Here is a 24,125-nt window from a genome sequence, read left to right on the forward strand (position 1 = left end):
GGTTCGGCCTTTTAAAGGCCCAGCTCAGCTGTCTGCTGCTCTAAAGTCTCACTGGCTTCCAGCCACTGCATTTCCAGGTCTTCCAGAGCCTGCTGCTGATTGCCTTGCGCCTTTAGCAAGGCCTGGAGTTCATCCTTGCGGGCAGCATCGGTATAAAGGGCGCTGTCTGCCAAGGCCGTTTCCGTGACCTCCAACTCCTGACGGGCTTTGTCCATGGCTTTCTCTAACTGATCCACCTGCTTCCTTAGTGGCTTAAGGGCTTCTCTCAGGCGCGCAGCTTCCTTACGATCCTGCTTTTTATTAACGCTATTGGCTTGGGGTTGTCCGGATTTTTTATCTTCTTTTTCATCCCGTTTTTGACCGCTTTGACGCTCTTTCAACCAGGCTGCATAACCATCCAGATCACCATCAAATTCCTGGACCTGACCATCCGCAACCAGCCAAAAGTCATCCACCGTATTTTTCAAGAGATGGCGATCGTGGGAGACCACCAATACGGCGCCTGCAAACTCCTGTAGAGCCAAGGTCAAGGCGTGGCGCATTTCTAAATCCAAGTGGTTGGTCGGCTCATCCAGCAAGAGTAGATTGGGTTTTTGCCAGGCAATAATAGCCAGAGCCAAACGGGCTTTTTCGCCACCAGAAAAACGCCCCACCTGTGATAGCGCTTCATCACCCTGAAAACCAAAACCGCCCAGAAAATTGCGCAGGCTTTGTTCTGATTCCTTGGGTGATAAGCGTTGCAGGTGCAACAGGGGCGTGGCTTGAGTATCCAGGGCTTCAAGCTGATGCTGAGCAAAATAGCCAATATAGAGGTGTTCTCCTGCCACCCGCTGACCACTGACTAGAGGCAGGTCACCCACCAGACTTTTGATCAGCGTTGATTTACCGGCCCCATTAGGGCCCAAAAGGCCTATGCGCTGATCAGGGTGTAAAGTGAAGCCAACATTTCTTAATACCGGATTCTGGGCATAGCCCAAGTCAGCTTCACGCATCACCAACAGGGGGTCAGACGACTTGGATGCTTCAGGAAAACTAAAATGAAAAGGGGAGTCGACATGGGCCGGGGCAATCTTTTCCATACGCTCCAATGCCTTGATTCGGCTTTGCGCCTGCTTGGCTTTGGTGGCCTTGGCTTTAAAGCGGCGGATAAAGTCTTCCATGTGGGCCACTTCCCGCTGCTGCTTTTCAAACATCGATTGCTGTTGCGCCAGCCGCTCTGCCCTTTGTTTTTCAAAGTCCGAATAGCCGCCCTTATAAAGATTCAGTTGCCGGTGCTCCAAGTGCAACAAGTGGGTGACAACTCTATCCAGGAAATCCCGGTCATGGGAAATCAGCAGCAGGGTTCCTGGGTAAGCCCTGAGCCAGGCTTCCAACCAAAGGGTGGCATCCAAGTCCAGGTGGTTGGTGGGCTCATCCAGAAGTAAAAGGTCTGAAGGCATAAACAGGGTACGCGCCAGATTCAAACGGATGCGCCAGCCCCCGGAAAAACTATTGACCGGATTTTTGAAAGTATCTTCAGCAAAACCCAAACCAGCCAAGAGCTGTTCGGCTTCCGCCTTTTTAGAGTAGCCGTGCAGCAGGTCATATTCACCGTGGAGTTCAGCCAAGCGCTGGTCATCACCTGCAGCTTCAGCCGCTTTCAGTTCTGCCTCCACTCGCGTGAGCTGCTCATGGCCTTCCATTACATAATCCAGGGCAGGCAAGGTCAGGTCAGTAATCTCCTGCTGCATATGCGCAATACGGTCATAGCCGGACATTTGCAGCTCACCGCCTTCTGGGGTAAGTTGACCTAATAGCAACTTGAACAGTGATGACTTGCCCGCGCCATTCGCCCCGGTTAACCCCACTTTCCAGCCTGAATGCAGGCTGACACTGGCGTTTTCCAGCAGGCGTAAAGGGCCCCTTTGTAGGGTTAAATTTTGAAAGGTCATCATAATACTAGCTGCTCCGATCGACTTTCCTCGGGATGGACTGAAAAATGCTGCTGCATGATAACCCTTTCTGGCGCTTTTCGCTGAGTCTCTATCATCTCAAACGGATCAAAGATGCCTGCCTGCAACTTCAAGATTCCAGTGATGCCAATGTTAACCTGTTGTTTTTCGCACTCTGGGTTTCCCAGCAACAACTCCGCTTCAGCCCGGATTGGCCGCAGGTTTTCCAGCAGTTGGAAAACTGGCACAGGGATTACACCCTTCCTCTGCGCCGACAAAGGCGCGAGCTGAAGCATTTGGCTGAAAAAGCGGACCGTCATGAACATGGTCCACTGCACCAGATGCATGAACACATTACCAAGGCAGAGTTGCTGTCTGAACAGCAGGAGCAGGCTGTTCTTTATTACTATTATCAAGAGCGTATGGGATTGATCCCCTGTGAAGACAAGCAAGCAGCCCTGATTGAAAACCTGACCGCCTGTATTCAAGACCCAACCAAAATTGACAATGAACCCCTAAAAGTATTGCTGGGTGTCATGCTGGAAGAGCAGGATGTGGACCAGGCAACAGTTAAGCTGCGCGAGCAGATAGAAAAACGCTTTTTACGCAGCCAATGAACTTCTATATCATTTCGGCTACTAAAAAGATTCAAACAATGACCTCGAACTATAAAGGAGTAAGCATGTTGAAACCACTGAGCCGGGTTGCTCTGGCCACGTCCCTGAGCCTAACACTGGCCTTGCCTGCAACCCTTATGGCTGCACCCAGCACTGAGGAAGAACGTATCGGCTATAGCCTGGGCATTATGGTGGGTCGCCAACTGCAGCAGGATGTGCGTGATCTTGATATTGAAAGCTTCAGTCAAGCTCTGCAAGACCTTTATAGTGGAGAAACACCTCGCCTGAATGATCAGGAAATTGCTGAAGTTTTAGAAAACTTGCAAGAGAAACTGATGCAGCAGGCTGAATTGGAAGCAGAAAGCAGTGCCCGAGAAAACCTCGCCAGGGGCCAGGAATTTCTTGAAGAAAACGCAACCAAAGAAGGCGTTGAAGTCACCGAAAGCGGTCTTCAGTACCGAGTCATTAGTCAGGGTGATGGCGAAATTCCTTCCAGCAGCTCCACCGTTAAGGTTCACTACGAAGGCTCTTTGATTGATGGAACGGTATTTGACAGCTCTTACCAACGTGGCGAGCCGGTCAGCTTTCAGGTCAACCAGGTGATTCAAGGCTGGCAGGAAGCTCTACAACTCATGCCAGCAGGCAGTGAGTGGGAACTCTATATTCCTGCAGAACTGGCTTATGGACAAGCGGGCGCAGGTGGTGCCATAGGCCCCAATGAAACCCTGATTTTCAAGGTTGAGCTTCAGGAAGTAACTGATTAAAAAGTCCTGACTAACTCACTTGTTTACTATAAAAAAACCCGGCCTTGATAGCCGGGTTTTTTTTATTTCCAGTCAGCCGTTAAGGCTTCATATCTTCAAAGAACTTTTTCACACCATCAAACCAATGGCTTTTCTTGGGTGAATGCTTCTCAGCACGGGTTCCTTCATGAAATTCACGCAGCAAGTCCTTTTGTGATTCGGTCAGGTTCACAGGAGTTTCCAGTACAACCCGGCATAAGAGATCACCGCGCGGACCACCTCTGACCGGTTTAACACCCTTGCTGCGCAAACGGAAAAGCTTACCCGTTTGGGTTTCAGCAGGGATTTTCAGTTTCACCCGACCATCCAGAGTGGGCACTTCCAATTCGCCACCCAGGGTTGCATCAACAAAACTAACTGGCACTTCACAGTAGAGGTTGGCTCCATCCCGTTCAAAAATGGGATGAGGGCGAACATTGATCTGCACATAGAGATCACCTGTAGGGCCACCCATACGACCCGCTTCACCTTCACCGGACAGGCGAATGCGATCGCCAGTATCCACACCTGCCGGAATTTTGACTTCCAGCGTTTTGGAATTCTGCACCCGGCCTTCGCCATGACACTTCTTACAGGGATTCTTAATCACCTGGCCCGAACCGTGACAGGTGGGGCAGGTTTGCTGAATAGCAAAAAAGCCCTGTTGCATCCGGACCTGACCCATACCATTACAAGTACCACAGGTTTCGGCACGACCATCTTCAGAGCCACTGCCATGACAGTGATCACACTCTTCTAAGGTGGGCACCTTGATCTTAACGGAAGTACCACGGACGGCATCTTCCAAATCTAGATCCAACTGGTAGCGAAGGTCCGAGCCTCTTTGAGCACCGCCACGGCCACCACGTGCACCGCCGCCGCCACCAAAGATATCACCGAACATATCGCCAAAAATATCACTGAAGTTGCCAGCTCCGCCGTGGAAACCACCACCGCCGCCAGCACCCATTTGGGGATCAACGCCAGCATGACCAAAGCGGTCATAGGCCGCTCTTTTTTCCTGGTCAGCCAGGACTTCGTAGGCTTCCGTTGCCTCTTTAAATTTATCCACTGCCTCGGGGTCATCCGAGTTACGATCCGGGTGGTATTTCATCGCCAGACGACGGTAGGCCTTTTTAATCGCCTTTTCGTCGGCGTCGCGTTCGACCCCCAGGATTTCGTAATAATCACGTTTTGCCATGGTTCTCTGTCACCGCAAGTTTATCCACCCTTTGCAAACGCGAACGCGGGAGCTTAAGTCCCGCGTCGCGCTTACCTAGTGAAGTTAAGGTCGCCTATTACTTCTTGTCGTCTTTAACTTCTTCGAACTCAGCGTCTACTGCATCATCCGGGCCCTTGGCAGCATCTTCCGCCTGAGCTTCTTCAGCGCCAGCAGCACCTTCAGCCTGCTGGGCCTGTTCAGCGTAGAGCTTCTGCGCCAGACCACCGGAAGCTTCAGTCAGTGCCTGCGTCTTGGCTTCAATCTGCTCTTTGTCATCTGACTTAAGCGCTTCTTCCAGTTCAGTAATCGCCTTTTCAATGGCTTCCTTCTCACTGGCTTCGGCCTTATCGCCGACATCAGCAAGAGTCTTGCGTGTAGCGTGAATCATGCCATCGGCCTGGTTACGGGCCTGAACCAGCTCTTCAAACTTCTTGTCTTCTTCAGCGTGTGCCTCGGCATCGCGTTCCATCTGCTCGATTTCTTCATCAGTCAGACCGGAAGAAGCCTTGATCACGATGGACTGCTCTTTGCCTGTAGCCTTGTCTTTGGCAGAAACATTCAAAATACCGTTGGCATCCAGATCGAAGGTGACTTCAATCTGAGGTACGCCGCGGGGTGAAGGCGGAATATCAGCCAGGTCAAAGCGGCCTAGCGACTTGTTTTGTGCCGCCTGCTTGCGCTCACCCTGAAGGACGTGAATGGTCACGGCATTCTGGTTGTCTTCTGCAGTTGAGAACACCTGGGACTTCTTGGTAGGGATGGTGGTGTTCTTCTCAATCAGAGAAGTCATCACGCCACCCATGGTTTCAATACCCAAAGTCAGCGGCGTTACGTCCAGCAGAAGAACATCTTTAACATCACCGGACAGAACCGCACCCTGGATGGCAGCACCCACAGCCACGGCTTCGTCAGGGTTCACGTCTTTACGTGCATCCTTACCGAAGAACTCAGCAACCTTGGCCTGAACCTGAGGCATACGGGTCTGACCGCCGACTAGGATCACATCATCAATTTCTGATGCGGAAACACCGGCATCTTTCAGGGCGGTACGGCAAGGTGCCAGAGAGCGCTCAACCAGCTCTTCAACCAGGGCTTCCAGTTTGGCACGGCTGACTTTGACATTCAGGTGCTTAGGCCCAGACTGGTCAGCAGTGACGTAAGGCAGATTCACTTCAGTTTGCTGGCTGGCAGAAAGCTCAATCTTGGCTTTTTCTGCGGCTTCTTTCAGGCGCTGCATGGCCAAAGGATCGCCTTTCAGATCAATGCCACTGTCTTTCTTGAATTCATCAACCAGGTAGTCAATCAAACGCAGGTCGAAGTCTTCACCACCCAGGAAGGTGTCACCATTGGTGGCCAGAACCTCAAACTGAGTTTCGCCATCAACATCGGCCACTTCGATAATGGAAATATCGAAAGTACCACCACCCAGGTCATAAACGGCAATGGTTTTGTCGCCGCGCGACTTGTCCATACCATAAGCCAGCGCAGCTGCGGTTGGCTCGTTGATGATACGTTTGACTTCCAGGCCGGCAATACGACCAGCATCTTTGGTGGCCTGACGCTGGCTGTCGTTGAAGTAGGCAGGTACGGTGATAACCGCTTCTGTCACTTCTTCGCCCAGGTAGTCTTCAGCGGTTTTCTTCATCTTTTTCAAGACTTCCGCAGAAATCTGGGGAGGAGCCATCTTCTTGCCTTTTACTTCAACCCAGGCGTCATTGTTGTCGGCCTTGACGATCTTATAAGGCACCATCTTGATGTCTTTCTGCACAACTTCTTCGTCAAACTGGCGACCGATCAGGCGCTTGACGGCATACAGAGTGTTATGCGGGTTGGTGACAGCCTGGCGCTTGGCACTTTGCCCAACCAGGATTTCACCTTCCTCGGTGTAAGCAATGATGGAAGGTGTCGTACGACCGCCTTCACCATTTTCAATAACCTTGGGCTTGTCGCCATCAAGTACAGCAACACAAGAGTTGGTTGTACCCAAGTCAATACCAATAATACGACCCATAATTCTTTCTCCAATAAATCGATTCAAAAAAACGAGCTGTCAAAAACTTTTAACTGCGTGCTTGCTTACTTTATTTGTGCGCGGTTAGCTATTTTCAAGCCGTTTCGTCAATTTTTTTTGCCGCGCCGCCCGTGGCAACCACGACCATTGCCGGACGCAACAAGCGGTTATTCAGAACATAACCCTTTTGCAGAACATCCATGACTGCATTAGCAGGCAGGTCAGGGTTAGGCACCATGCTCATGGCTTCATGAAACTGGGGATCAAAGGTTTCTCCCATGGGATTAACCTGCTCAATATTGAATTTGGACAGTACATCTCTAAACAGCTTAAGGGTCATTTCAACCCCTTCTTTTTGAGACTCTTCCACTTCGCCCAAAGCCTCGGTTGCCTTTTCCAGGCTATCCGCAACGGGCAGAAGTTCACGTGCAAATTTTTCCAACGCAAACTTGTGTGCCTTTTCAACATCGGCTTCCGCACGACGTCGCACATTCTGAGCTTCAGCTGCCGCTCTTAGCATCTGGTCCTTGGCATCATTCAATTCCTGCTGAAGACTTTCTACTTGCGCACTCAGTCCAGCAATTTCTTCTTCCGGGCTGACTTCTGAAGCTGTTGCTTTTGCAGCCTCCTGAACTTCAACTTCTTCCTGTTGCTGCTTGAGCTCCTCATCTTTGCTCATATCTCACTCCGGGTAAGCGGGGCGAATCAGCGCCGCCCGATCAAAAATCAATTAAGTAACCAATAAAGGGTGAGTTAATAAATATGGGCACTCACAGCCAGTTTCAAGGGCCGATAAAAATTTAATCCGGTACTTGCTACCTGAAGACGACTGAGTTATAAATCTACTGTATAAAAAATCAGGGGGAAGACCCATGCTGATCAGCTTGAGTATCCAACAACTGGCTATAGTCGAACAGCTTGAACTCGAATTCAGGCCGGGAATGACCGTCATCACCGGGGAAACCGGTGCCGGTAAATCCATCCTGCTCCAGGCTCTAGGGCTTGCTTTGGGTGATAGGGCCGATAGTGACAGCGTTCGCCATGGTGCCAAACGCGCTGAAATTTCGGCGCGCTTTGATCTCAGCCAACTTCCCCAAGCCCGCGCCTGGCTTGAAAGTCATGACCTGGATAGCGATGAATGCATATTGCGCCGCAGCCTCTTGGCCAATGGCCGCTCCAAGGCCTGGATCAATGGCCAGCCTTGCCCAGTCAATCACCTGAAAGAACTGGGTGAATGCCTTCTGGATATCCATGGTCAGCATGCCCATCAATCCCTGTTGCGCAAGGAAACCCACCTTCCTCTACTGGATGACTATGCTGGCCTGCAATCAGAAGCCGAACACCTGTCCGCCTGCTATCGGCAATTACAGCAGACACGTAGACGCCTGGAAAGCCTGCGCCAGGAAGACGACGCCCAGCGTGCCCGCATTCAGCTACTGCGCTACCAGGTTGAAGAACTTGATCAGCTTGCACTAGGTGAAGAAGAGCTGGCTGAGCTGGAAGCCGAGCAACAGCAGCTGGCCAATGCAGAAAACCTGATTCGCACCAGCCAGGAAGCCCTTTATTGTTGCGATCACCAAGAAGAAGGAGCCGCCCTGCAACAAATCAATCAGGCTCTACAGCTCATTGAAAACCTAAGCACCCCAGCACTGGATAATGTCAAAGGCTTGCTCAATGAAGCACTGATCCAGGTTCAGGAAGCCAGCCATGATCTGGAAGTCTACCTAAGTCGCCTGGAAATTGACCCGGCACGCTTGCAGTGGGTCGAAGAACGTCTGAATAGCATCTATCAAACCGCCCGCAAACATCACCTGCCCGCGGAGGAACTCCCTGAATTTCACCAGCAGCTGCGTCAGGAACTGGCCGCTACTGAAGGTGGGGAGGGCAGTCTGGAAACGCTGACGGCTGAACTGGAAGCCCAAACCGAACTTTACCGGCAGCTGGCTGATGAAATCAGTCAAAAACGCCACCAGGCTGCAGAACAACTGGAAAAATCCATTGATCAACAGCTGGGTTATCTGGGCATGGAAAAAAGCCAATTCCGGGTTAGCTTCCAACCCTTGAAAACAGCGCAACCCCAGGGCAAAGAGGAAGTGGAATTTCTGATTGCACCCAATCCAGGGCAACCACCCAAGCCCCTAGTTCGCATTGCTTCCGGTGGCGAGCTTTCCAGAATCAGTCTCGCCATTCAGGTGGTCACCGCTGAAACCAGCAGCATTCCCACGCTGGTGTTTGATGAGGTCGATGTGGGTATATCCGGTGCTGTTGCCGAAATCGTGGGACGCCTGCTCAAACAGCTTGCTGAACGCGGCCAAATTCTTTGCGTTACCCACTTGCCTCAGGTTGCAGCTCAGGGGGATCAGCATCTGCATATTCATAAGACAACCCAGGCAGAAAGCACACTAACACAGATGCAGTTACTGGATGAACAGGGCAGGGTAGCGGAGCTGGCCCGCATGCTTGGTGGGGTTAAACTCTCGGATTCAACTCTGGCGCATGCCAGAGAAATGCTTCAGGAAAGCCGTCACTAAGACGGCTCTATCCAGCAAGTGTTAAACCTTAACGCTTCTTTCTGACATAAAGCACCAGCGCATGGTCGACCAAGTCCAGACCCTGCTCTTCAGCCAGCTGGTGCTGACGGCGCTCTATCTCTTCGTCATAAAATTCAATCACTTCACCTGTTTCTACATTCACCATGTGATCGTGATGATCTTCCTTGGATAGCTCAAAAACAGCGTGGCCACCATCAAAGTTGTGCTTATCGACCAGGCCCGCTGCTTCAAACTGGGTCAAGACACGGTAGACCGTTGCCAAGCCGACATCTTCTCCAGACTCAATCAGGGACTTATAGACATCCTCAGCACTCAAATGATCATCAGAGTGGCGCTCCAGGACCTGTAGAATCTTGATTCTCGGCAAGGTGACCTTGAGGCCAGCCTTTCTTAATTCCTGATTTTCGTCAGCCATTGGAACTCTCTATGCTAAAGTGATCAGAAGACTTCGCAGATGTGCGAAGTTTTGAGTATCATTAATCCCCTATTATTGACTGAAGCGAACCAGAGTTAAACCCATTTGTTATGAAAAAACCCACTAAAATACTCACCTTTGTTCTTGTAACACTCTTTATCAGTGGGTGCAGCTGGCTTGCCCCTCATAAAAGGGATATCCAGCAGGGCAACCTGATGGATCAGGAAAGTATAGACCAATTAGAAATTGGCATGCGCGAAGACCAGGTTAAATATCTACTGGGATCCCCCCTACTTACGCCCCTGGGTGAGCCCAATCAGTGGGATTACGTCTATCAGCTACGCAGAGGCCAGGACCTGAAAGCCCGTAAGCGAGTCACAGTATTTTTTGAACAGAGTGCAGATAACCAGCTCAGAGTTGCCAGAATTGACCGCCGTGAAGACCAGATCAATGTGGAAAATCTGGACCAGCTGACCCCGAGCGCCGAAATAGGCGCACCTGCGGCTGAAGAAGTACCTACACCGCCTGGGCAACCTGACCCTCAACAAACGGAGCCCCAACAGCCACCCCAGCAATAAGCCTTTCAGCTTTTGGCAGCGGCTGCCCGTTTCGCTCTGACCTCTTTAGGGTCTATCAGCAACGGGCGGTAAATTTCCACCCGATCACCTGCCTGCACTGACTGCTCTTCAGGCCTGGCCACCAGCTTGCCAAAAATTCCCAGTTTTGCCTGACTGACGTCTAAATCAGGAAAAAAGGCCTCCATGCCCGACATTTCGGCTGCTTGGCGAACACTGGTTCCTTCAGGCACCTGAAGCTGCAAGAGTTTTTGCTTTTCCGGCAAGCCAAAGGCCACTTCGATTTCAGGCATTTTTTCCATAGACCTCATCAGCACGTTTGACAAAAGCATCCACCTGACTGGCAGCCATCTGGCTAAACAAAGGGGACAAGGCGGCAGAAACCATTTTTCCAGCTATCTCAAATTCCAATTCAAAACTAACCTTACAGGCCTGCTCATTCAGTGGTGTGAACAACCATTGCCCACGCAGCTTTTTGAAAGGCCCTTCAACTAGTTGTAAATCAATACGTTCCGGTTCATACAGGTCATTGCGGGTAGTAAAGCGATACCTCATCCCTGCCTTGGAAAGCTCCAATTCACCGATCAGAAAATCATCATTTCGCTCGATCAGGCGAGCATCACTGCAACCCGGAAGGAATTTCGGGTAAGATTCACAGTCATTAACCAACTCGAACATTTCTTTTGCCGAGTGCATGACCAAAGCCGAACGGCTGATGCGGCTCATACTTGTCTCCAGTTCACAGCAATTTTGTGAAGGATTCTAACATGAGCCTGCATTTCTGCAGTGCTTGTCAGTGACTCAGGAAAACACATAGGACTCGCCTGTTTATGGGTAAGAAAACGAAAAAGGCACCGGACAGCAACACCATCGCTGTCAACCGCAAGGCGCGCCACGAATATCACATAGAAGAAACAATTGAAGCGGGGCTGGTACTGGCCGGCTGGGAAGTCAAAAGCTTGCGCGCGGGCAAATGCCAGCTGACGGATACCTATATTCTTATTAAAGATGAAGAAGCCTGGCTGCTGGGTTCACATATTACACCGCTGAATACCGCTTCCACGCATGTCATTGCAGACCCAACACGAACCCGTAAGCTGTTGCTTCACAAAAAAGAAATTGCTCGCCTACTGGGTAAGATCAATCAAAAAGGCTTTACCTGTGTGCCTCTTTCCCTTTACTGGAAGGGCAACAAGGTCAAGTGCAAATTGGCACTGGTTAAGGGTAAGCAACTGCATGACAAGCGTGCAGCCGACAAGGATAAGGATTGGCAACGCCAGAAAAGCCGTATTCTGCGCGAACAGAATAAATAACGGAACTTTCAGGCACACCTGTGGTTTAATGAATTGGCTGTGTTAAACTACAGCCGTAGCTTTACGGGGACGTCCTGGCTTCGACGCCGGTAGCGAAACCTGAGGTGCATGCCGAGAGTGAAGTGGCTCTCGTAAATCAATCGCTTCAACGTTATAGTCGCAAACGACGACTCTTACGCTCTAGCCGCTTGAGGCTACTCATGAAACCATGTTGCCTATCGCAGGCGGATTGAGATTATTGAGCGCAGCCAGATAGGATCGCAGCAAAGATAGCCCACGTTGGCGCTGCTAAAACTAAACTGTGGGATCGCTGTCAACTATCCTGTTCGTTGGAGAGTTGCCGGTTAAAACAAATAGCGAAACTAAGCATGTAGATCTGATGGCAGAGTGCCGGCGGACGCGGGTTCAACTCCCGCCGTCTCCACCAAATTAAACAAAAAAGCCCTGATTTTTCAGGGCTTTTTTGTTTCTGCTGTACTTAGAACAACCGCTAAGCCTTTCCTGGCACCTTGAGTATATTGCTCCAATAGTCACCCAGGCTTTTGATAACCTGAATAAATTGGTCAATATCGATGGGTTTGGTAATAAAGCCGGAAGCGCCCATCTCATAGCAGTAGTCAATATCCTGCTCAGCATTTGAGGTGGTGAGAATTACAACCGGCAAGCGCTTGAGTTGTGGGTCGGTTTTGGCAGCGGCCAGAAATTCTTTGCCGCCCATCCGGGGCATGTTCAAATCCAGCAGTATCAGGCTGGGGGTAAAAGCATTTTCAAAAGGGGGCTTTTTGTTCAGAAAGTCCAAGGCTTGCTGACCATCAACAACCTGGTTAATCTCGATATCAAGACGGCTTTCGCGAAATGCGAGGCGAACCAGATGGGCGTCCGCTGGCTCGTCTTCAACCAGAAGTACTTTTAAGCTGGCTTCAGGTAATTTTAGTGCTTGGGCAAGGCTTCCACTCATTGCGTCAATTCATCCCTAAAAATTGGTTGATCTGCTAAACCATGCTAGTCCTCAACGCGACAAAAGCAAGTTTTACTTGTCCAGATCTGGACTTATCCTGTGATACACTAGCTTTTTATTAGTTCCGGGTAGATGGATAAAAATGCGTCTTCTTTTTCTTTCAGACTACCAGGCCTTCTTCCAGGCTCTGGAGGAAGAGGCAAAACGTTATGCCAGCCTGGAAATAGTCTGCTGTGATTCTCAAACACAACCTCTTGCTCTCCCTGACTTTGATTTCTTATTGGTAGCACCTTTAGGACAAAGTTGTGAAGTAGGCTTGGCAGCCGATCTTGAGCAACTGGAGTTCTGGCAAAACAAGCTACCCCAGCTTGTTGAGCTGTGTACTTCTCGTCAGGCCAGGCTGGTTCTTTGGTCATCTGATTTGGTTTTCAATCCTGGCCAGCAGGCGGTTAGCGAACTGGATATTCCAGAAAATACCAGCCCTTTAAGCCAGCTGTTAACTAGTCTTGAGAAGCAAGCCGTTAGCTGTGGGCAAAGCATTATTTTGCGCACACCACCCTCGTTAAGCAGCGACCCTAAAGGCGGGCTTGCGCAACTGGTTAGTAAGTGCAAAGCGCACAAGGCCCCTGACAATATCGACTACCGTGGCCTTCAGCCCTTGGATGATGTTGCGCGGGTTTTGCTGGGCATTCTCTTGCAGATAGATGCAGGAGCCCAGGCTTCGGGTATTTATCATTACGCAGGCAGTGAACCTGTTAGCCAAACTGAACTCTTGCATACCCTGGCCCGCTACCTGAAGACACCCGCTTACCCTGCCGATCCTTCGGGTACCAACAGACAAGGAATGAACAGTCGCCATCTCTTGGAAAACTTCGGTGTTCATCCCCGCGCTTGGCGTTCCTGTCTGCCAACCTTGCTGGAACAACTTAATGAAATCAGCAGCACCCATGAATAAAACAACCTCTCAAAATACACAAGAACGCAAAGCAAGGCCCATCGGCAGCCTTATATTTTATATTGGCTATTTTTTTGCTCTAGGCTTTATCGGGGCGCCTCTCGCTCTCATTGCCTGGCCACTACCCATGCGCTGGCGCTTTCAATTACTCAACCTGCACAGCCGCTTTATCATTTTCTGGCTGGGCATTACCTGTGGTATCCGCTATCGCTTTGAGGGTCTGGATAATCTTCCTGACCAACCCTTTGTGTTGGTTGCCAACCACCAAAGCGAATGGGAAACCCTGTTTTTACAAACGCTTAAGCCACCGACCTGTACGGTTTTAAAAAAAGAACTGCTAAAGCTGCCCATATTTGGTTGGGGCCTACGTTTACTGAAACCCATTCCTTTGGATCGCACCCAGCCAGCAAAAATGATTCGCATCGTACTTAAGGTAGGTGCCGAGCGGATTCAAGAGGGTATCTCAGTACTGATTTTTCCAGAAGGTACCCGAGTTGCACCCGGCAGCTATAAAGCCTTCAGTAAAAGTGCAGCCATGATTGCCTGCCGCTCAGGCACGCCCTTGATTCCTGTTGCCCATAATGCAGGCGAGCACTGGCACTCTAAAAGTTGGATTAAATATTCAGGTGAACTCAGTGTGCGGGTGGGCAAACCCCTAACCACTGAAGGCCGTAGAGCCGATGAAGTCACCCAAGAGGCTCAAGCCTGGATAGAAACGCAACTGGCCGAGATATCAGCAATACCTCGGCCAGCTAGAGAAGAGGGCTAACAGCTAGCCCTGGTAACGCTGGAAAACCAAGCAGGCGTTGGTGCCACCAAAGCCGAAACTGTTGGACAGGATTCGGTTTAACTGCACACCTTCACGCACCTGGCCCGTGACGATATCAAAACCTTCAGCGGCTTCATCCAGGTCTTCAACATTGGCAGAAGCAGCAATAAAGTCATTTTCCATCATTAGCAAGGAATAGATGGCTTCTTGCACACCCGTTGCACCCAGAGAGTGACCGGTCAGCGATTTGGTTGAACTCATCGCTGGCGTTTTATCACCAAAGACTTCACGAATCGCCTTCAGCTCAGCAACATCACCCACAGGCGTCGAGGTGCCATGGGTATTGATGTAGTCAATGCTACCATCGAGACCCTGCATCGCCTGCTGCATACAACGTGCCGCGCCTTCGCCTGAAGGTGCCACCATGTCATAGCCGTCAGAAGTGGCACCATAGCCAACTAGCTCACCATAAATTTTAGCGCCACGAGCCTTGGCATGTTCCAGCTCTTCCAGAACCAACATACCGCCGCCGCCAGCAATGACGAAACCATCCCGGCTCTTGTCATAAGGGCGTGATGCCTTATCTGCCGTGTCGTTATAGCTGGTTGTCAAAGCACCCATAGCATCGAACAGACAGGACAGGGTCCAGTGCTCTTCTTCACCGCCACCAGCAAAAACCACATCCTGCTTGCCTAATTGAATCATTTCCATGGCATTGCCAATACAGTGTGCGGAGGTAGCACAGGCGGAAGAAATGGAGTAGTTAACACCCTTGATTTTGAAAGGTGTCGCTAAGCAGGCTGAAACCGTGCTGCCCATGGTACGGGTCACTCGATAGGGGCCTACACGACGCAAACCCTTTTCGCGCAGGACATCAGCCGCTTCCACCTGGTTAGCAGAAGAGGCTCCACCGGAGCCAGCAATCAAACCGGTGCGAACATTGGACACCTGATCTTCGGAAAGACCTGAATCAGCGATGGCCTGCTGCATGGATAGATACGCAAAGGCCGCCGCATCACCCATAAAACGCTTGAGTTTACGGTCAACCAGTTCATCCAGGTTCAGGTCGATGCTGCCAGCAACCTGGCTACGAAAACCCTTGTCGGCATAGTCCTGCTTGAATTTGATTCCGGAACGACCCGTTTTCAGAGCATCCAGAACACTTTGCTGATCGGCACCCAGGCAGGAAATGATGCCCATGCCAGTTACTACAACTCGTCTCATTACTTGACCCTCATTCAGAATCCACTGGTGCTGGTAAACAGCCCGACACGCAGATCCTTGGCCTCGTAGATTTTGCGTCCATCCACTTCCACAATACCGTCAGCAATGCCCAGTACCAGTTTACGGTTCATCGTACGTTTAATATCAATCTTGTAGGTGACCACCTTGGCATCCGGCAGTACCTGTCCGGTGAATTTAACTTCACCACTGCCCAGTGCGCGGCCACGCCCTGGGTTACCTTGCCAACCCAGATAGAAACCTACCAGCTGCCACATGGCATCCAGGCCCAGGCAACCGGGCATTACGGGATCACCAGGGAAGTGGCATGCAAAAAACCAGAGGTCAGGATGAATATCCAATTCGGCAACTATTTGCCCTTTACCGTAGGCCCCACCTTCAGAGGAAATATGGGTAATACGGTCGAGCATCAACATGTTGGGAACAGGGAGCTGTGCATTGCCTGGTCCGAAAAGCTTGCCATGGCCGCAATCGAGGAGTTCTTCGTAGGTATAGGAGTTTTTAGGAGTCACTGAGTCTTTCCACTGTTGAGAAATAAAGTCATGTTTATAGTTATCATCCCTGCTTAGTTTACTGCCTGAATCCCAAATTTGCATCTATCCCTTACCTATGGCGGCTTGCGATAGATCAAAAAGACATAAAAAGTCTTCTGTAAATCAGCAAACTCAGCTCAAAAAGGCTTTCCTGATAAGATCCAACATCTTCTGTTGCAAGACTTAACCGACAGAAAAGCCAAGACACTGATATAATCATGTCTTATTAATTCCACTTGCTCACATCCCTGCTGCCAGGAAACGACAGCAGCTTGTCTACAGTAGCCAGCAATTATGAAAACAAATTTACCTGTAACGGACAAAGAAGTTTCCCTGTCAGCAGGAGACCGACTGGTATCAACAACGGACCTCAAGGGCATAACCCAATATGCCAATGAAGATTTCCAGCGCATCAGTGGTTTTAGCGCTGAAGAGTTGGTCGGCAAAAACCACAATAAGGTTCGCCACCCGGAAATGCCGCCCCTGGCCTTTGCCGACCTCTGGGCACGCCTGAAAAAAGGTGAGTCCTGGATGGGGGTGGTTAAAAATCGCTGTAAAAATGGCGACTTTTACTGGGTCGATGCCTATGTTTCCCCGATTTTTGACGGTGAAAAGCATGTTGGCTATCAATCCGTGCGCGTTAAAGCGGGTAACAAGCTGGTTGAACGGGCTCAAGAAACCTATGCAGCCATCAATTCCGGCAAGCAAAAAGCACCCAAACCCCGGTGGTCGGTCTATGGTGTCCTGCTCGGACTGATGCTGGCTCAAATTCTTTCCACCTTACTGATTCTTTACCTGGTTGATAGCCGCACCTTCGCTGGCTTTCTGGTTGGTTCTGCTGGCTTGGCCTTACTGGGTGCTGCTGCCTGGTTCTTGAACCCACTCAAGAATGTTTATGGTAAGGCACTGAATATTATTGATAACTCGGTCGCCCAGCAGGTCTACAGCGGCAATATGAGCGAATTTGGTGCCCTGGATTTGGCCCTGCGTATGCAGGAAGCCCAATTGAGGACCGTCATAGGCCGGGTTGAAGATGCGACCCTGACCCTTAATGAAGTCGCTTCCTCAACCGATGCAGCCATGCATGATGCCGAACAAGGAGTTCGCGAACAGGAAAATCATATTGACCACTTGGCCGGAATGGCAGAGCAGCTAGCCGGCAGCATTCATGAACTGGAAACCAACATGCAGGGCATTAAGACGGCCAGTGATGAAATGCACCAACAAACTCAGCGCGGGCAGACCAGTGTTGAAGAAAGTGTCGGCAGTGTACGCCGCATGGCCAACCGTTTTGAACTGGCAGTAGACAGTATTGAAACCCTGCGCGATGACGCTGAAGCTATCAGCAAAAGTATTGGCGCCATTACCGATATTGCTGACCAAACCAACCTTTTGGCCCTAAATGCTGCCATAGAAGCCGCAAGAGCCGGTGAATCCGGCCGGGGTTTTGCGGTAGTTGCCGATGCCGTGCGCCAACTTGCATCCAGTACTCAGGAAGTTACTGAAACCATTACCGGACGAATAGAAGCCATTCGCAAAAATATCAGTATCGCTGTTGAACAGGTTCTGGCCAGCCGTGAGGACAGCCAGATGACAGTTGATCAGATAGAAACTGCCGGCAGCGTACTAAGCAGCCTGACTCAGGCGGCCGACGAGGTGCTTGCTGCCAGTCAAAGAGTTGCCGCAGCTCTTGAGCAGCAGGTTACCGCCAGCGATAGTGTGGTTTCCAGCCTGGCGCAGGTCAGAGACCTGGCCCACAAAACCCGCGATAAAGCTGAAGACACTTCCAAAAGTGCGGACAACCTGACCCTGCAGGTCCATCAAATGCACTCACTCGCCAGAGCGTTCGGACGCAGGTAGATCATTATGGATTTAAGTTTCCTGCTAGCCATTAGCCTGGCCACTTTAATGGCCCTCTTGATCGGCCTCATGGCCGGCTATGCCTACAGGAAACATAAAGAAAAAAACCGTAAGGTCATCTTCCGGCTGTTAAAGCAGGTATTTGATCATACCCATGATGCGGTAACCATTACCGATCCTGCTGGTAGCATTATTGCCGTCAATCGAACCTTTACCCAGGTTACTGGCTATAGTGAAGCTGAAGTTCTTGGTGAAAACCCCAGAATTCTTAGTTCGGGCTATCACGATAGTGACTTCTATGAGGATTACTGGCAAACCCTACTCAAAGAGGGCATCTGGCAAGGTGAAATCTGGAATCGCCGCAAGGATGGTGAAATCTATCTGGAATGGCTGACAGCTACGGCGGTTAAGGATGCCGATGGCGAAATCACCCACTTTGTCGCGGTTTTCACTGATATTACTGAGCATCGACGCCAAGAAGCCCGCCTGGAACATGCCACTGAGCATGACCGTTTAACCGGCTTACCCACCACGGCCAACACCCTGCGGGAGCTTTCTCATCAGCTTCCCAATCTACAAAAACGCTGGTGCTTGGCACTGGTGGATATCGATAACTTCCGCCTGGTCAATGCCAGCTACGGCTTTGCTGTAGGTGATCAATTACTAACCAGTCTGGCTCGCCGCCTTAAGGAGTGCAGTAAAGGACTGGTTGCACGCCATGCTTCCGATGTCTTTATCTGCGCCCTGCCCCTGACTTCAGGAGATGATGAGGGCGATCGCCTTGCTTTGATCAACAATATAAGAGAGGGCATCAGCAAACCCTTTGCAATCAAAGGCAAGTTGATGGAATTCAGCTTTTCGATCGGCACCAGCAACTGGCAGGATGCGACCAAAACAGTCAATGAGTTATTGCAGGAAGCAGAGCTGGCATTGCATGCAGCAAAAGCCAAGGGTGCAGGCCAAAACCGCCACTTCACCCAGGAACTACGTGAGGACAAAAACCCCTTAATCATGCTTCAGGGGCTTAGGGATGCTTTGGCAAACAATGAACTCAGTCTAAACTTCCAGCCTCTGGTCAATGCAGCCACTCATCAAATCCACACCCTGGAAGTTCTCTTGCGCTGGGATCATCCGACTCTGGGTCGCATTCCACCCGACAAGTTTATCCCCATGGCCGAACGTCATGGTTTGATGGAAGCACTGGGCCAGTGGATTCTGGACCAGTCTTTGCGCCACTATGCCTATTGGCAACATTTGGAGATTGCTCCCAGCCGCTTGGCAGTAAATGTCTCACCACTGGAATTTCAAGCTGAGAACTTTGTTGATAACCTGCTATCGCTACTTAACAAGTATCAGCTACCTCCCGACATTTTGGAGCTTGAATTGACCGAAGGTGTTTTTGTTGAGCAGGACGAAGATACCCTTAAGCGCCTGGATGCCCTTTCTTCAGCAGGGGTTCACCTGGCCATTGATGACTTTGGCACGGGTTATTCATCGCTGGCTTATTTAAAACACCTACCCGTTAATCAGTTGAAACTTGACCGCGCCTTTATTCGCGGCCTGCCTGCCAACGAAGCCGACCGGGCCATCGTTGAGTCTACTCTGGCTCTTTGTCGGGGCTTGAAAATGACCGTGGTTGCCGAAGGTGTTGAAGACGAAAACCAAGCTGACTATTTGAAGCGTAAGGGCTGCGACCTGCTACAGGGCTATTACTTTGGTAGACCCTGTGATGCTGAGGCAACACAGAAACTGCTGGTTCAACAGCGCGTCCAATCAGCTAATTTCTCCTGATTCAGAAGGCCAGCGTTTGGCAATCCACATAAGCAGCGGAAATAGCAGCGCCCAGGTCAGAGCGAAGGCCAAAAAAGTCATCCACCGCCCCTGTGGTAGTTCCGCAGCACCCAGTTCAGCGCCAGCCAGATAACTACTACTGCCACCCAAAGCACCCAAAACAGTCGCCAAAATCCAGCGGTCCTGCAACCAACTCAGGGCATGGCGCAGTAAGGTGCCGAACAGCATCCATAGAAGTATCAACCAGGGTGGAATCCAGGCCGCTTCCCAACCTGGGAAAACCATCCAGCCGGCCTGCATCCAGAGGCTATCAACCAGAGTACCCAGAGCAGCAACCAAAAGCAGAAAACGAGCCTCATTGCGGTCGGCCAAAAATAAAAGGTGAAATGCTAAAAGGCCCATCACAACAATCAGCCAGGGCGTAGTACCACCCAGCACACAAGCAAACCAGCCTATCTGGAAAACCAGCGCGTTAATAATCAGCTGCTGAATACGTCCGGGTAGAATTTTCGCAGTCATAATGGCCGGCCTGTGAAGTGGCCCAATAAATTCTGACGCCGGTTTTCCGGTCTTGCCAAAAGCAGCTGGCTGGTGCCTATAGCCCTTTCCATAAATCCACCCTCACAGTAACAAAGATAATAGTCCCACATACGGATGAAGCGCTGGTCATAGCCCAGTTTTTTGACGGCATCCAGTTGGGCCAAAAAACGCTCCCGCCAAACATTTAAAGTGCGTGCGTAATGAAACCCTATTTCTTCAAGGTGCAAAAGGTTCATGTCCGTATGCTCAGCCATTTCACGCATTAAGCTGCTGTGGCTGGGTAAAAAACCACCCGGGAAAATGTGCTTCTTAATAAAATCCACTTTTTTGACTGCTTCCTGATAGCGCTGGTCAGGAATGGTAATCGCTTGAATCAATCCCAGTCCATTCGGTTTCAAACGCTCTTGCAGGGTTTTCAGGTAGGTTGGCAAATACTGATGGCCGACGGCTTCGATCATTTCAATGGATACCAGCTTGTCGTACTGACCGGTTAAATCCCGATAGTCTTCAAAGAGTAGCGTCACCTTCTCTTCAAGACCTTCCTCAGCCACTCTTTTCCTGGCATGTTCCAGCTGCTCACGGGAGATGGTGGTGGTGGTCACTCGGCAGCCATAGTGCTTGGCTGCGTAGATTGCCATGCCACCCCAGCCAGTCCCTATCTCCAACAAATGATCTTCAGGTTTAAGTTCCAGTTTCTGGCAAATACGCTCCAGCTTATAAGCCGAAGCTTCTTCCAGGCTGGCTTCCATATAGGGGTAGATAGCACTGGAATACATCTTGTGATCCCGATCCAGAAACAGACGAAAGAAGTCATTACCCAGGTCATAGTGGGCACTGATATTGCGTCTGGAGCCTGTTTTGGTATTGCGGTTCAGGAAATGGGCCAAGCGGTTCAGGGGTGCACCCAAACGCTTTAAGGGGTTATCCAACTGCTTACGTAGTTTTTCCAGGTTACGACCCATAATCCGGGTTAGCATAACCAGGTCACTGCACGTCCAGCGCCCATCCATATAAGCCTCAGCAGCCGTCATGGTGCCACCCAAGGCCAGATCCCGCCACATCTGGCAATCATGAAAAACGACCGTCACGCTATCCTTGGCATCAGGCTGACCCAGCATCCAAACGCCCTCTTGGTCCTGGATATGGATACACACCTGATCCAGTTCATTCAACAAGCGCAGGGCCAGTTTCCGAAATAGACGCAGCGACCAACCCGATTTTTGTTCAGATGTAATCAGTTTTTCAGCTTTCATCGCTCTGACTCCTTTTTTTCAGGATGAGCATAAACAGGGTTTTTTTTCAGCCACAGACGCAGGGCTTCAAAGTGAATAGCTGCCACCACCTTGAGCGACATCCAGGGGTGGCGAAATAAAAGCTTGAGTGGAGAAGCACCCAAATCATCACGGCGCTTAAGAACCAGGGTTGCATCAAAAGGAATCGAACCATCCGGGTCTAAGTTTTCCATATGCATGACCAATTGCTCAGCCGGTGTCGTAAATTGCCAAGCATATTCTTGGTTCATGGGATTGAAAGGTGAGACATGCATCTGCTTATCAAAGCGAGCCTGATGCTTTTGCTGATGCGGCTGGCAGGCAACGGCGTAAGGCCTACGCTCTTGCCAAGGAAAATTAGAGACATCACCCAAAACGGCCTGCAAGTCACCCTGGTGATCAAAACAGTAATAAAGGCTGATCGGGTTAAAACAAAGGCCGCCATAACGCAGGTGAGTCAATGCAAAGACTTTACCTTCCGGTCTGAAACCCAACTGGCGTTCAACTTCCTCTAAAACGGCCTGCTTGAGCGGTAAGTTATGAGGAGTGAGATAGTCTTCACGCTTAAAACGCATCCAGTGCCAGCCTTTACGCTGGCGGGTAAATGACAACTGATCCAGCTCATCCAGGTTCAGCCAGCACATAAACAAACGGTAGGTAAAGGCATGGCGTGCAGGGTAAAAGCGCCTGTGCCTTAGGGTGCCGGTATAAAAACGGCTGGTTAGTGCCTGGCCAGTCATCACAGACTTACACCCAGTTTTTCGGTGACCGCCAGGGCACTGGCCACACCATCTTCATGAAAGCCATTACGACACCAGGCACCACAGAACCAGGTATGCTGATGGCCATTAACCTTTCTTAATTCCTGCTGAGCGGCCATACCTTCCAGAGTAAACACGGGATGATCAAAACGGTAACGCCCCAGCACCTTGTCAGGATCTATGGCCGGACTGTCATTGAGGGTGACGCTGATGGGTGTCCTCACATCCAAACCCTGTAAACGGTTCATATAGTAGGTCAAGCTGACCAGGGTGGAATCATCCTGTCCTGGCTGCAGGCGCGCTGGATCACGACGGCGGTAGTTCCAGCTCGCCCAGGCTCGCTGATTGCGAGGTAAAAGGCTGGAGTCAGTATGTAAAATGACATCATTGGCCTGATAAGGAATCGCCTGCAGCAGCCTGGCTTCTGTTGTGGTGGCATCTTTCAGGAGTTGCAAAGCCTGGTCACTGTGACAAGCCAAAACTACCTCATCAAAATATTCGTCACCCCAGCGGGACACCAGCTTGACCCGATCACCTTCACGGTAGATCGCCTCGACGGGGCTGGCGAGACGTAGCTGTTCTGCAAAGGGTTTGACCAGGGGCTCGATATAAGAGCGGCTGCCGCCCTGAAGCACCCGCCATTGAGGGCGGTTTTTAACGCTTAGCAGGCCATGGTTCTTGAAAAAGCGAACAAAAAACAGCACGGGAAACTCGCGCATGGCGGTTAGCCCGGATGACCAGATAGCCGCCCCCATGGGCACCAGATAGTCCTGCATAAAGGCCTGGCTATAACCCTTACGATCCAGGTAAGCACCCAGGGTTTCACTGGTTCCCAAAAAGCCCGCTTCCAGTTCTTGGGGGGCCTCCTTATTAAAACGCAAGATATCCCGAATCATACCCAAAAAGCGTGGACTGATCAGATTACGGCGCTGAGCAAAGAGGGTGTTCAGATTGTGGCCGTTATATTCCAGCCCCGAAAGTTCACAGCTCACCGAAAAGCTCATTTCAGTCGGCTGGGAAGGCACGCCGAGCTGATCCAGCAAGCGAATAAAGTTGGGGTAGGTCCAGTCATTGAAGACAATAAAACCGGTATCGACAGCCAGTTGACGCCCTTCAACCTGCACATCGCGAGTTGCCGTATGCCCACCGAGCCTTTCTTCAGCTTCAAACAGGGTCACTTGATAGCGCCTGGACAGCAGATGGGCCGCTGTCATTCCAGCAATGCCCGAACCAATTACGGCAATCGTCTTTTGATTGTCCATTTAGCGCACCATCCTCTGAGTCAAGCGTGTACGAATAAAAAAGGGCAGGCGTCCCAGCCTGCGAAGCATCGCTACAAACAAGCGGGGTACACGAATTTCAGGCTGGCCTTTTTTCAAGCCTGCAACTATGTCAGCTGCTGCTTGTTCAGCACTGATGCGCATGGGCATGGGGAAGTCATTCCGGTCGGTCAGGGGTGTTTTGACAAAACCAGGATAGACAACACTGACTCCAACACCTTTTGCCGCCAGGTCCACTCTTAGGCTTTCCATGAAATAGCTGACCGCTGCCTTAGAGGCACCATAGGCCTCGGCACGGGGCAGAGGGGAATAGGCAGCCGCGCTGGAAATGGCGACCAGGTAAGGATGTGCTGAGTTTTTTAGCAGGGGCTGAGCCACTTCCAGGGTATTCACCAGGCCCATAAAGTTGGTTTCCATAACCCGACGAACCAGGGCTGCATCGACCTGCCCATCATCAAGGTATTCACAGGTTCCGGCATTAAGGATAACCATATCCAGGCCGCCCAAGTGTTCTTCCACCTTCTTGGCAACTTCTTGTAATTCACTCAATTGGGTTACATCGGCCGGTGCAGCCAGAATCCGCTCCTCACTCAACTGCGCCAAATCTTCCAGGCTAGCTGAGGTACGTGCGGTAATAACCAGCTGATGACCTTCAGCAGCCAGACGCTCAACCAGTGCTTTACCTATGCCTGATCCAGCACCGGTGATCCAAATACGACTTTCAGGTTTCAGCTGCTGCATTTAGTA

At 50.8% G+C, this 24,125-nt stretch carries 24 protein-coding genes and 1 other RNA gene; 10 read left to right on the forward strand and 15 right to left on the reverse strand.

What is annotated here, in order from left to right; translation table 11 throughout:
- Positions 1–11: 11 nt before the first annotated feature.
- Complete coding sequence (locus BM185_RS10645) at positions 12–1,934, reverse strand: ATP-binding cassette domain-containing protein (RefSeq protein ID WP_091963307.1); 1,923 nt, start codon at positions 1,932–1,934, stop codon at positions 12–14.
- A gap of 44 nt (positions 1,935–1,978) precedes the next feature.
- Between BM185_RS10645 and BM185_RS10650 the strand changes: the two genes are divergently transcribed.
- Positions 1,979–2,548, forward strand: coding sequence for a TIGR02444 family protein (locus BM185_RS10650; protein ID WP_091963310.1), 570 nt, complete (start codon positions 1,979–1,981; stop codon positions 2,546–2,548).
- A 65-nt stretch (positions 2,549–2,613) separates the two neighbouring features.
- On the forward strand, positions 2,614–3,312 hold the full coding sequence (gene bamJ / locus BM185_RS10655) for a BamJ family beta-barrel-assembly machinery protein (RefSeq protein WP_091963313.1): 699 nt from the start codon (positions 2,614–2,616) through the stop codon (positions 3,310–3,312).
- A 79-nt stretch (positions 3,313–3,391) separates the two neighbouring features.
- On the opposite strand, the gene dnaJ is transcribed toward bamJ, so the two are convergent.
- The 3 genes from dnaJ to grpE form a co-directional block, all read right to left on the reverse strand.
- Positions 3,392–4,531, reverse strand: coding sequence for a molecular chaperone DnaJ (dnaJ, locus tag BM185_RS10660; RefSeq protein WP_091963316.1), 1,140 nt, complete (start codon positions 4,529–4,531; stop codon positions 3,392–3,394).
- A gap of 97 nt (positions 4,532–4,628) precedes the next feature.
- A complete protein-coding gene (gene dnaK, locus BM185_RS10665; RefSeq protein ID WP_091963319.1) occupies positions 4,629–6,563 on the reverse strand; it encodes a molecular chaperone DnaK in 1,935 nt (644 codons plus the stop codon).
- A 94-nt stretch (positions 6,564–6,657) separates the two neighbouring features.
- Positions 6,658–7,242 carry a nucleotide exchange factor GrpE gene (grpE, locus tag BM185_RS10670; protein ID WP_091963322.1) on the reverse strand — a complete coding sequence of 195 codons (585 nt, stop codon included), beginning with the start codon at positions 7,240–7,242 and terminating at the stop codon, positions 6,658–6,660.
- Between the two features lie 193 nt (positions 7,243–7,435).
- On the opposite strand from grpE, the gene recN reads away from it, so the two are divergent.
- On the forward strand, positions 7,436–9,094 hold the full coding sequence (gene recN / locus BM185_RS10675; RefSeq protein ID WP_091963325.1) for a DNA repair protein RecN: 1,659 nt from the start codon (positions 7,436–7,438) through the stop codon (positions 9,092–9,094).
- Positions 9,095–9,122: 28 nt separating this feature from the next.
- On the opposite strand, the gene fur is transcribed toward recN, so the two are convergent.
- On the reverse strand, positions 9,123–9,530 hold the full coding sequence (gene fur / locus BM185_RS10680; RefSeq protein ID WP_091963328.1) for a ferric iron uptake transcriptional regulator: 408 nt from the start codon (positions 9,528–9,530) through the stop codon (positions 9,123–9,125).
- Between the two features lie 215 nt (positions 9,531–9,745).
- On the opposite strand from fur, the gene BM185_RS10685 reads away from it, so the two are divergent.
- Positions 9,746–10,108, forward strand: coding sequence for an outer membrane protein assembly factor BamE (locus tag BM185_RS10685; protein ID WP_177203535.1), 363 nt, complete (start codon positions 9,746–9,748; stop codon positions 10,106–10,108).
- Between the two features lie 5 nt (positions 10,109–10,113).
- Here the strand turns inward: BM185_RS10685 and BM185_RS10690 are convergent, their stop codons facing one another.
- Together BM185_RS10690 and BM185_RS10695 are read right to left on the reverse strand one after the other, a co-directional pair.
- Positions 10,114–10,398, reverse strand: coding sequence for an RnfH family protein (locus BM185_RS10690; RefSeq protein WP_342713697.1), 285 nt, complete (start codon positions 10,396–10,398; stop codon positions 10,114–10,116).
- Positions 10,391–10,831 (reverse strand): type II toxin-antitoxin system RatA family toxin, encoded by a 441-nt coding sequence (locus tag BM185_RS10695; RefSeq protein WP_091963337.1) that lies wholly within the window; start codon positions 10,829–10,831, stop codon positions 10,391–10,393. Before BM185_RS10695 ends, BM185_RS10690 begins: the two co-directional genes overlap by 8 nt.
- Before the next feature lie 104 nt (positions 10,832–10,935).
- Between BM185_RS10695 and smpB the strand changes: the two genes are divergently transcribed.
- Positions 10,936–11,418 (forward strand): SsrA-binding protein SmpB, encoded by a 483-nt coding sequence (gene smpB / locus BM185_RS10700; protein ID WP_091963340.1) that lies wholly within the window; start codon positions 10,936–10,938, stop codon positions 11,416–11,418.
- A gap of 65 nt (positions 11,419–11,483) precedes the next feature.
- Positions 11,484–11,845: a transfer-messenger RNA gene (gene ssrA, locus BM185_RS10705) on the forward strand.
- Positions 11,846–11,908: 63 nt separating this feature from the next.
- Here ssrA and BM185_RS10710 read toward each other — a convergent pair.
- Positions 11,909–12,376: a response regulator gene (locus tag BM185_RS10710; protein ID WP_091963343.1), complete on the reverse strand. Its 468-nt coding sequence runs from the start codon at positions 12,374–12,376 to the stop codon at positions 11,909–11,911.
- A gap of 142 nt (positions 12,377–12,518) precedes the next feature.
- On the opposite strand from BM185_RS10710, the gene BM185_RS10715 reads away from it, so the two are divergent.
- On the forward strand, positions 12,519–13,331 hold the full coding sequence (locus BM185_RS10715; protein WP_091963346.1) for a sugar nucleotide-binding protein: 813 nt from the start codon (positions 12,519–12,521) through the stop codon (positions 13,329–13,331).
- On the forward strand, positions 13,324–14,100 hold the full coding sequence (locus BM185_RS10720) for a lysophospholipid acyltransferase family protein (protein WP_091963888.1): 777 nt from the start codon (positions 13,324–13,326) through the stop codon (positions 14,098–14,100). Before BM185_RS10715 ends, BM185_RS10720 begins: the two co-directional genes overlap by 8 nt.
- Positions 14,101–14,103: 3 nt before the next feature.
- Here BM185_RS10720 and fabB read toward each other — a convergent pair whose 3' ends face one another.
- Complete coding sequence (fabB, locus tag BM185_RS10725) at positions 14,104–15,324, reverse strand: beta-ketoacyl-ACP synthase I (RefSeq protein WP_091963348.1); 1,221 nt, start codon at positions 15,322–15,324, stop codon at positions 14,104–14,106.
- A 14-nt stretch (positions 15,325–15,338) separates the two neighbouring features.
- On the reverse strand, positions 15,339–15,938 hold the full coding sequence (gene fabA, locus BM185_RS10730) for a 3-hydroxyacyl-[acyl-carrier-protein] dehydratase FabA (protein ID WP_091963351.1): 600 nt from the start codon (positions 15,936–15,938) through the stop codon (positions 15,339–15,341).
- A gap of 231 nt (positions 15,939–16,169) precedes the next feature.
- Here fabA and BM185_RS10735 point away from each other — a divergent pair, with 231 nt between their 5' ends.
- Together BM185_RS10735 and BM185_RS10740 are read left to right on the forward strand one after the other, a co-directional pair.
- The gene (locus tag BM185_RS10735) at positions 16,170–17,735 is read left to right on the forward strand and encodes a methyl-accepting chemotaxis protein (RefSeq protein ID WP_091963354.1); all 1,566 of its coding nucleotides are present in this window, start codon (positions 16,170–16,172) and stop codon (positions 17,733–17,735) included.
- Positions 17,736–17,741: 6 nt separating this feature from the next.
- Entirely contained in the window at positions 17,742–19,526 is a 1,785-nt protein-coding gene (locus BM185_RS10740) for a putative bifunctional diguanylate cyclase/phosphodiesterase (protein ID WP_091963357.1), read from the forward strand.
- Here the strand turns inward: BM185_RS10740 and BM185_RS10745 are convergent.
- Genes BM185_RS10745 through BM185_RS10765 form a run of 5 tightly spaced genes read right to left on the reverse strand, consistent with a single transcriptional unit; the run spans position 19,509 to position 24,119 of the window.
- The gene (locus tag BM185_RS10745) at positions 19,509–20,045 is read right to left on the reverse strand and encodes a DUF2878 domain-containing protein (protein WP_091963360.1); all 537 of its coding nucleotides are present in this window, start codon (positions 20,043–20,045) and stop codon (positions 19,509–19,511) included. The genes BM185_RS10740 and BM185_RS10745 overlap by 18 nt on opposite strands.
- Complete coding sequence (locus BM185_RS10750) at positions 20,042–21,319, reverse strand: SAM-dependent methyltransferase (RefSeq protein WP_091963363.1); 1,278 nt, start codon at positions 21,317–21,319, stop codon at positions 20,042–20,044. Before BM185_RS10750 ends, BM185_RS10745 begins: the two co-directional genes overlap by 4 nt.
- The gene (locus tag BM185_RS10755) at positions 21,316–22,077 is read right to left on the reverse strand and encodes a DUF1365 domain-containing protein (protein WP_091963365.1); all 762 of its coding nucleotides are present in this window, start codon (positions 22,075–22,077) and stop codon (positions 21,316–21,318) included. Before BM185_RS10755 ends, BM185_RS10750 begins: the two co-directional genes overlap by 4 nt.
- Complete coding sequence (locus BM185_RS10760) at positions 22,077–23,360, reverse strand: NAD(P)/FAD-dependent oxidoreductase (RefSeq protein ID WP_091963368.1); 1,284 nt, start codon at positions 23,358–23,360, stop codon at positions 22,077–22,079. Before BM185_RS10760 ends, BM185_RS10755 begins: the two co-directional genes overlap by 1 nt.
- Complete coding sequence (locus BM185_RS10765; RefSeq protein ID WP_091963371.1) at positions 23,361–24,119, reverse strand: SDR family NAD(P)-dependent oxidoreductase; 759 nt, start codon at positions 24,117–24,119, stop codon at positions 23,361–23,363.
- Positions 24,120–24,125: the final 6 nt, after the last annotated feature.

This window comes from Marinospirillum celere, from assembly GCF_900112235.1.
In the GTDB taxonomy this organism is placed as follows: Bacteria; Pseudomonadota; Gammaproteobacteria; order Pseudomonadales; family Halomonadaceae; genus Marinospirillum; species Marinospirillum celere.

Excerpts from the sequence above, each read along its gene's own strand:
- BM185_RS10650 (WP_091963310.1), top strand. The coding sequence starts at position 1,979 with ATGCTGCTGCATGATAACCCTTTCTGGCGCTTTTCGCTGAGTCTCTAT.
- fabB (WP_091963348.1), bottom strand. The coding sequence starts at position 15,324 with ATGAGACGAGTTGTAGTAACTGGCATGGGCATCATTTCCTGCCTGGGT.
- BM185_RS10755 (WP_091963365.1), bottom strand. The coding sequence starts at position 22,077 with ATGACTGGCCAGGCACTAACCAGCCGTTTTTATACCGGCACCCTAAGG.
- BM185_RS10690 (WP_342713697.1), bottom strand. The coding sequence starts at position 10,398 with ATGCCTGAAATCGAAGTGGCCTTTGGCTTGCCGGAAAAGCAAAAACTC.
- BM185_RS10715 (WP_091963346.1), top strand. The coding sequence starts at position 12,519 with ATGCGTCTTCTTTTTCTTTCAGACTACCAGGCCTTCTTCCAGGCTCTG.
- dnaK (WP_091963319.1), bottom strand. The coding sequence starts at position 6,563 with ATGGGTCGTATTATTGGTATTGACTTGGGTACAACCAACTCTTGTGTT.
- recN (WP_091963325.1), top strand. The coding sequence starts at position 7,436 with ATGCTGATCAGCTTGAGTATCCAACAACTGGCTATAGTCGAACAGCTT.
- BM185_RS10710 (WP_091963343.1), bottom strand. The coding sequence starts at position 12,376 with ATGAGTGGAAGCCTTGCCCAAGCACTAAAATTACCTGAAGCCAGCTTA.
- BM185_RS10750 (WP_091963363.1), bottom strand. The coding sequence starts at position 21,319 with ATGAAAGCTGAAAAACTGATTACATCTGAACAAAAATCGGGTTGGTCG.
- BM185_RS10760 (WP_091963368.1), bottom strand. The coding sequence starts at position 23,360 with ATGGACAATCAAAAGACGATTGCCGTAATTGGTTCGGGCATTGCTGGA.
- BM185_RS10735 (WP_091963354.1), top strand. The coding sequence starts at position 16,170 with ATGAAAACAAATTTACCTGTAACGGACAAAGAAGTTTCCCTGTCAGCA.
- BM185_RS10695 (WP_091963337.1), bottom strand. The coding sequence starts at position 10,831 with ATGAGCCGCATCAGCCGTTCGGCTTTGGTCATGCACTCGGCAAAAGAA.
- BM185_RS10740 (WP_091963357.1), top strand. The coding sequence starts at position 17,742 with ATGGATTTAAGTTTCCTGCTAGCCATTAGCCTGGCCACTTTAATGGCC.
- dnaJ (WP_091963316.1), bottom strand. The coding sequence starts at position 4,531 with ATGGCAAAACGTGATTATTACGAAATCCTGGGGGTCGAACGCGACGCC.
- BM185_RS10720 (WP_091963888.1), top strand. The coding sequence starts at position 13,324 with ATGAATAAAACAACCTCTCAAAATACACAAGAACGCAAAGCAAGGCCC.
- smpB (WP_091963340.1), top strand. The coding sequence starts at position 10,936 with ATGGGTAAGAAAACGAAAAAGGCACCGGACAGCAACACCATCGCTGTC.
- bamJ (WP_091963313.1), top strand. The coding sequence starts at position 2,614 with ATGTTGAAACCACTGAGCCGGGTTGCTCTGGCCACGTCCCTGAGCCTA.
- fabA (WP_091963351.1), bottom strand. The coding sequence starts at position 15,938 with ATGCAAATTTGGGATTCAGGCAGTAAACTAAGCAGGGATGATAACTAT.
- BM185_RS10765 (WP_091963371.1), bottom strand. The coding sequence starts at position 24,119 with ATGCAGCAGCTGAAACCTGAAAGTCGTATTTGGATCACCGGTGCTGGA.
- grpE (WP_091963322.1), bottom strand. The coding sequence starts at position 7,242 with ATGAGCAAAGATGAGGAGCTCAAGCAGCAACAGGAAGAAGTTGAAGTT.
- BM185_RS10645 (WP_091963307.1), bottom strand. The coding sequence starts at position 1,934 with ATGATGACCTTTCAAAATTTAACCCTACAAAGGGGCCCTTTACGCCTG.
- fur (WP_091963328.1), bottom strand. The coding sequence starts at position 9,530 with ATGGCTGACGAAAATCAGGAATTAAGAAAGGCTGGCCTCAAGGTCACC.
- BM185_RS10685 (WP_177203535.1), top strand. The coding sequence starts at position 9,746 with ATGGATCAGGAAAGTATAGACCAATTAGAAATTGGCATGCGCGAAGAC.
- BM185_RS10745 (WP_091963360.1), bottom strand. The coding sequence starts at position 20,045 with ATGACTGCGAAAATTCTACCCGGACGTATTCAGCAGCTGATTATTAAC.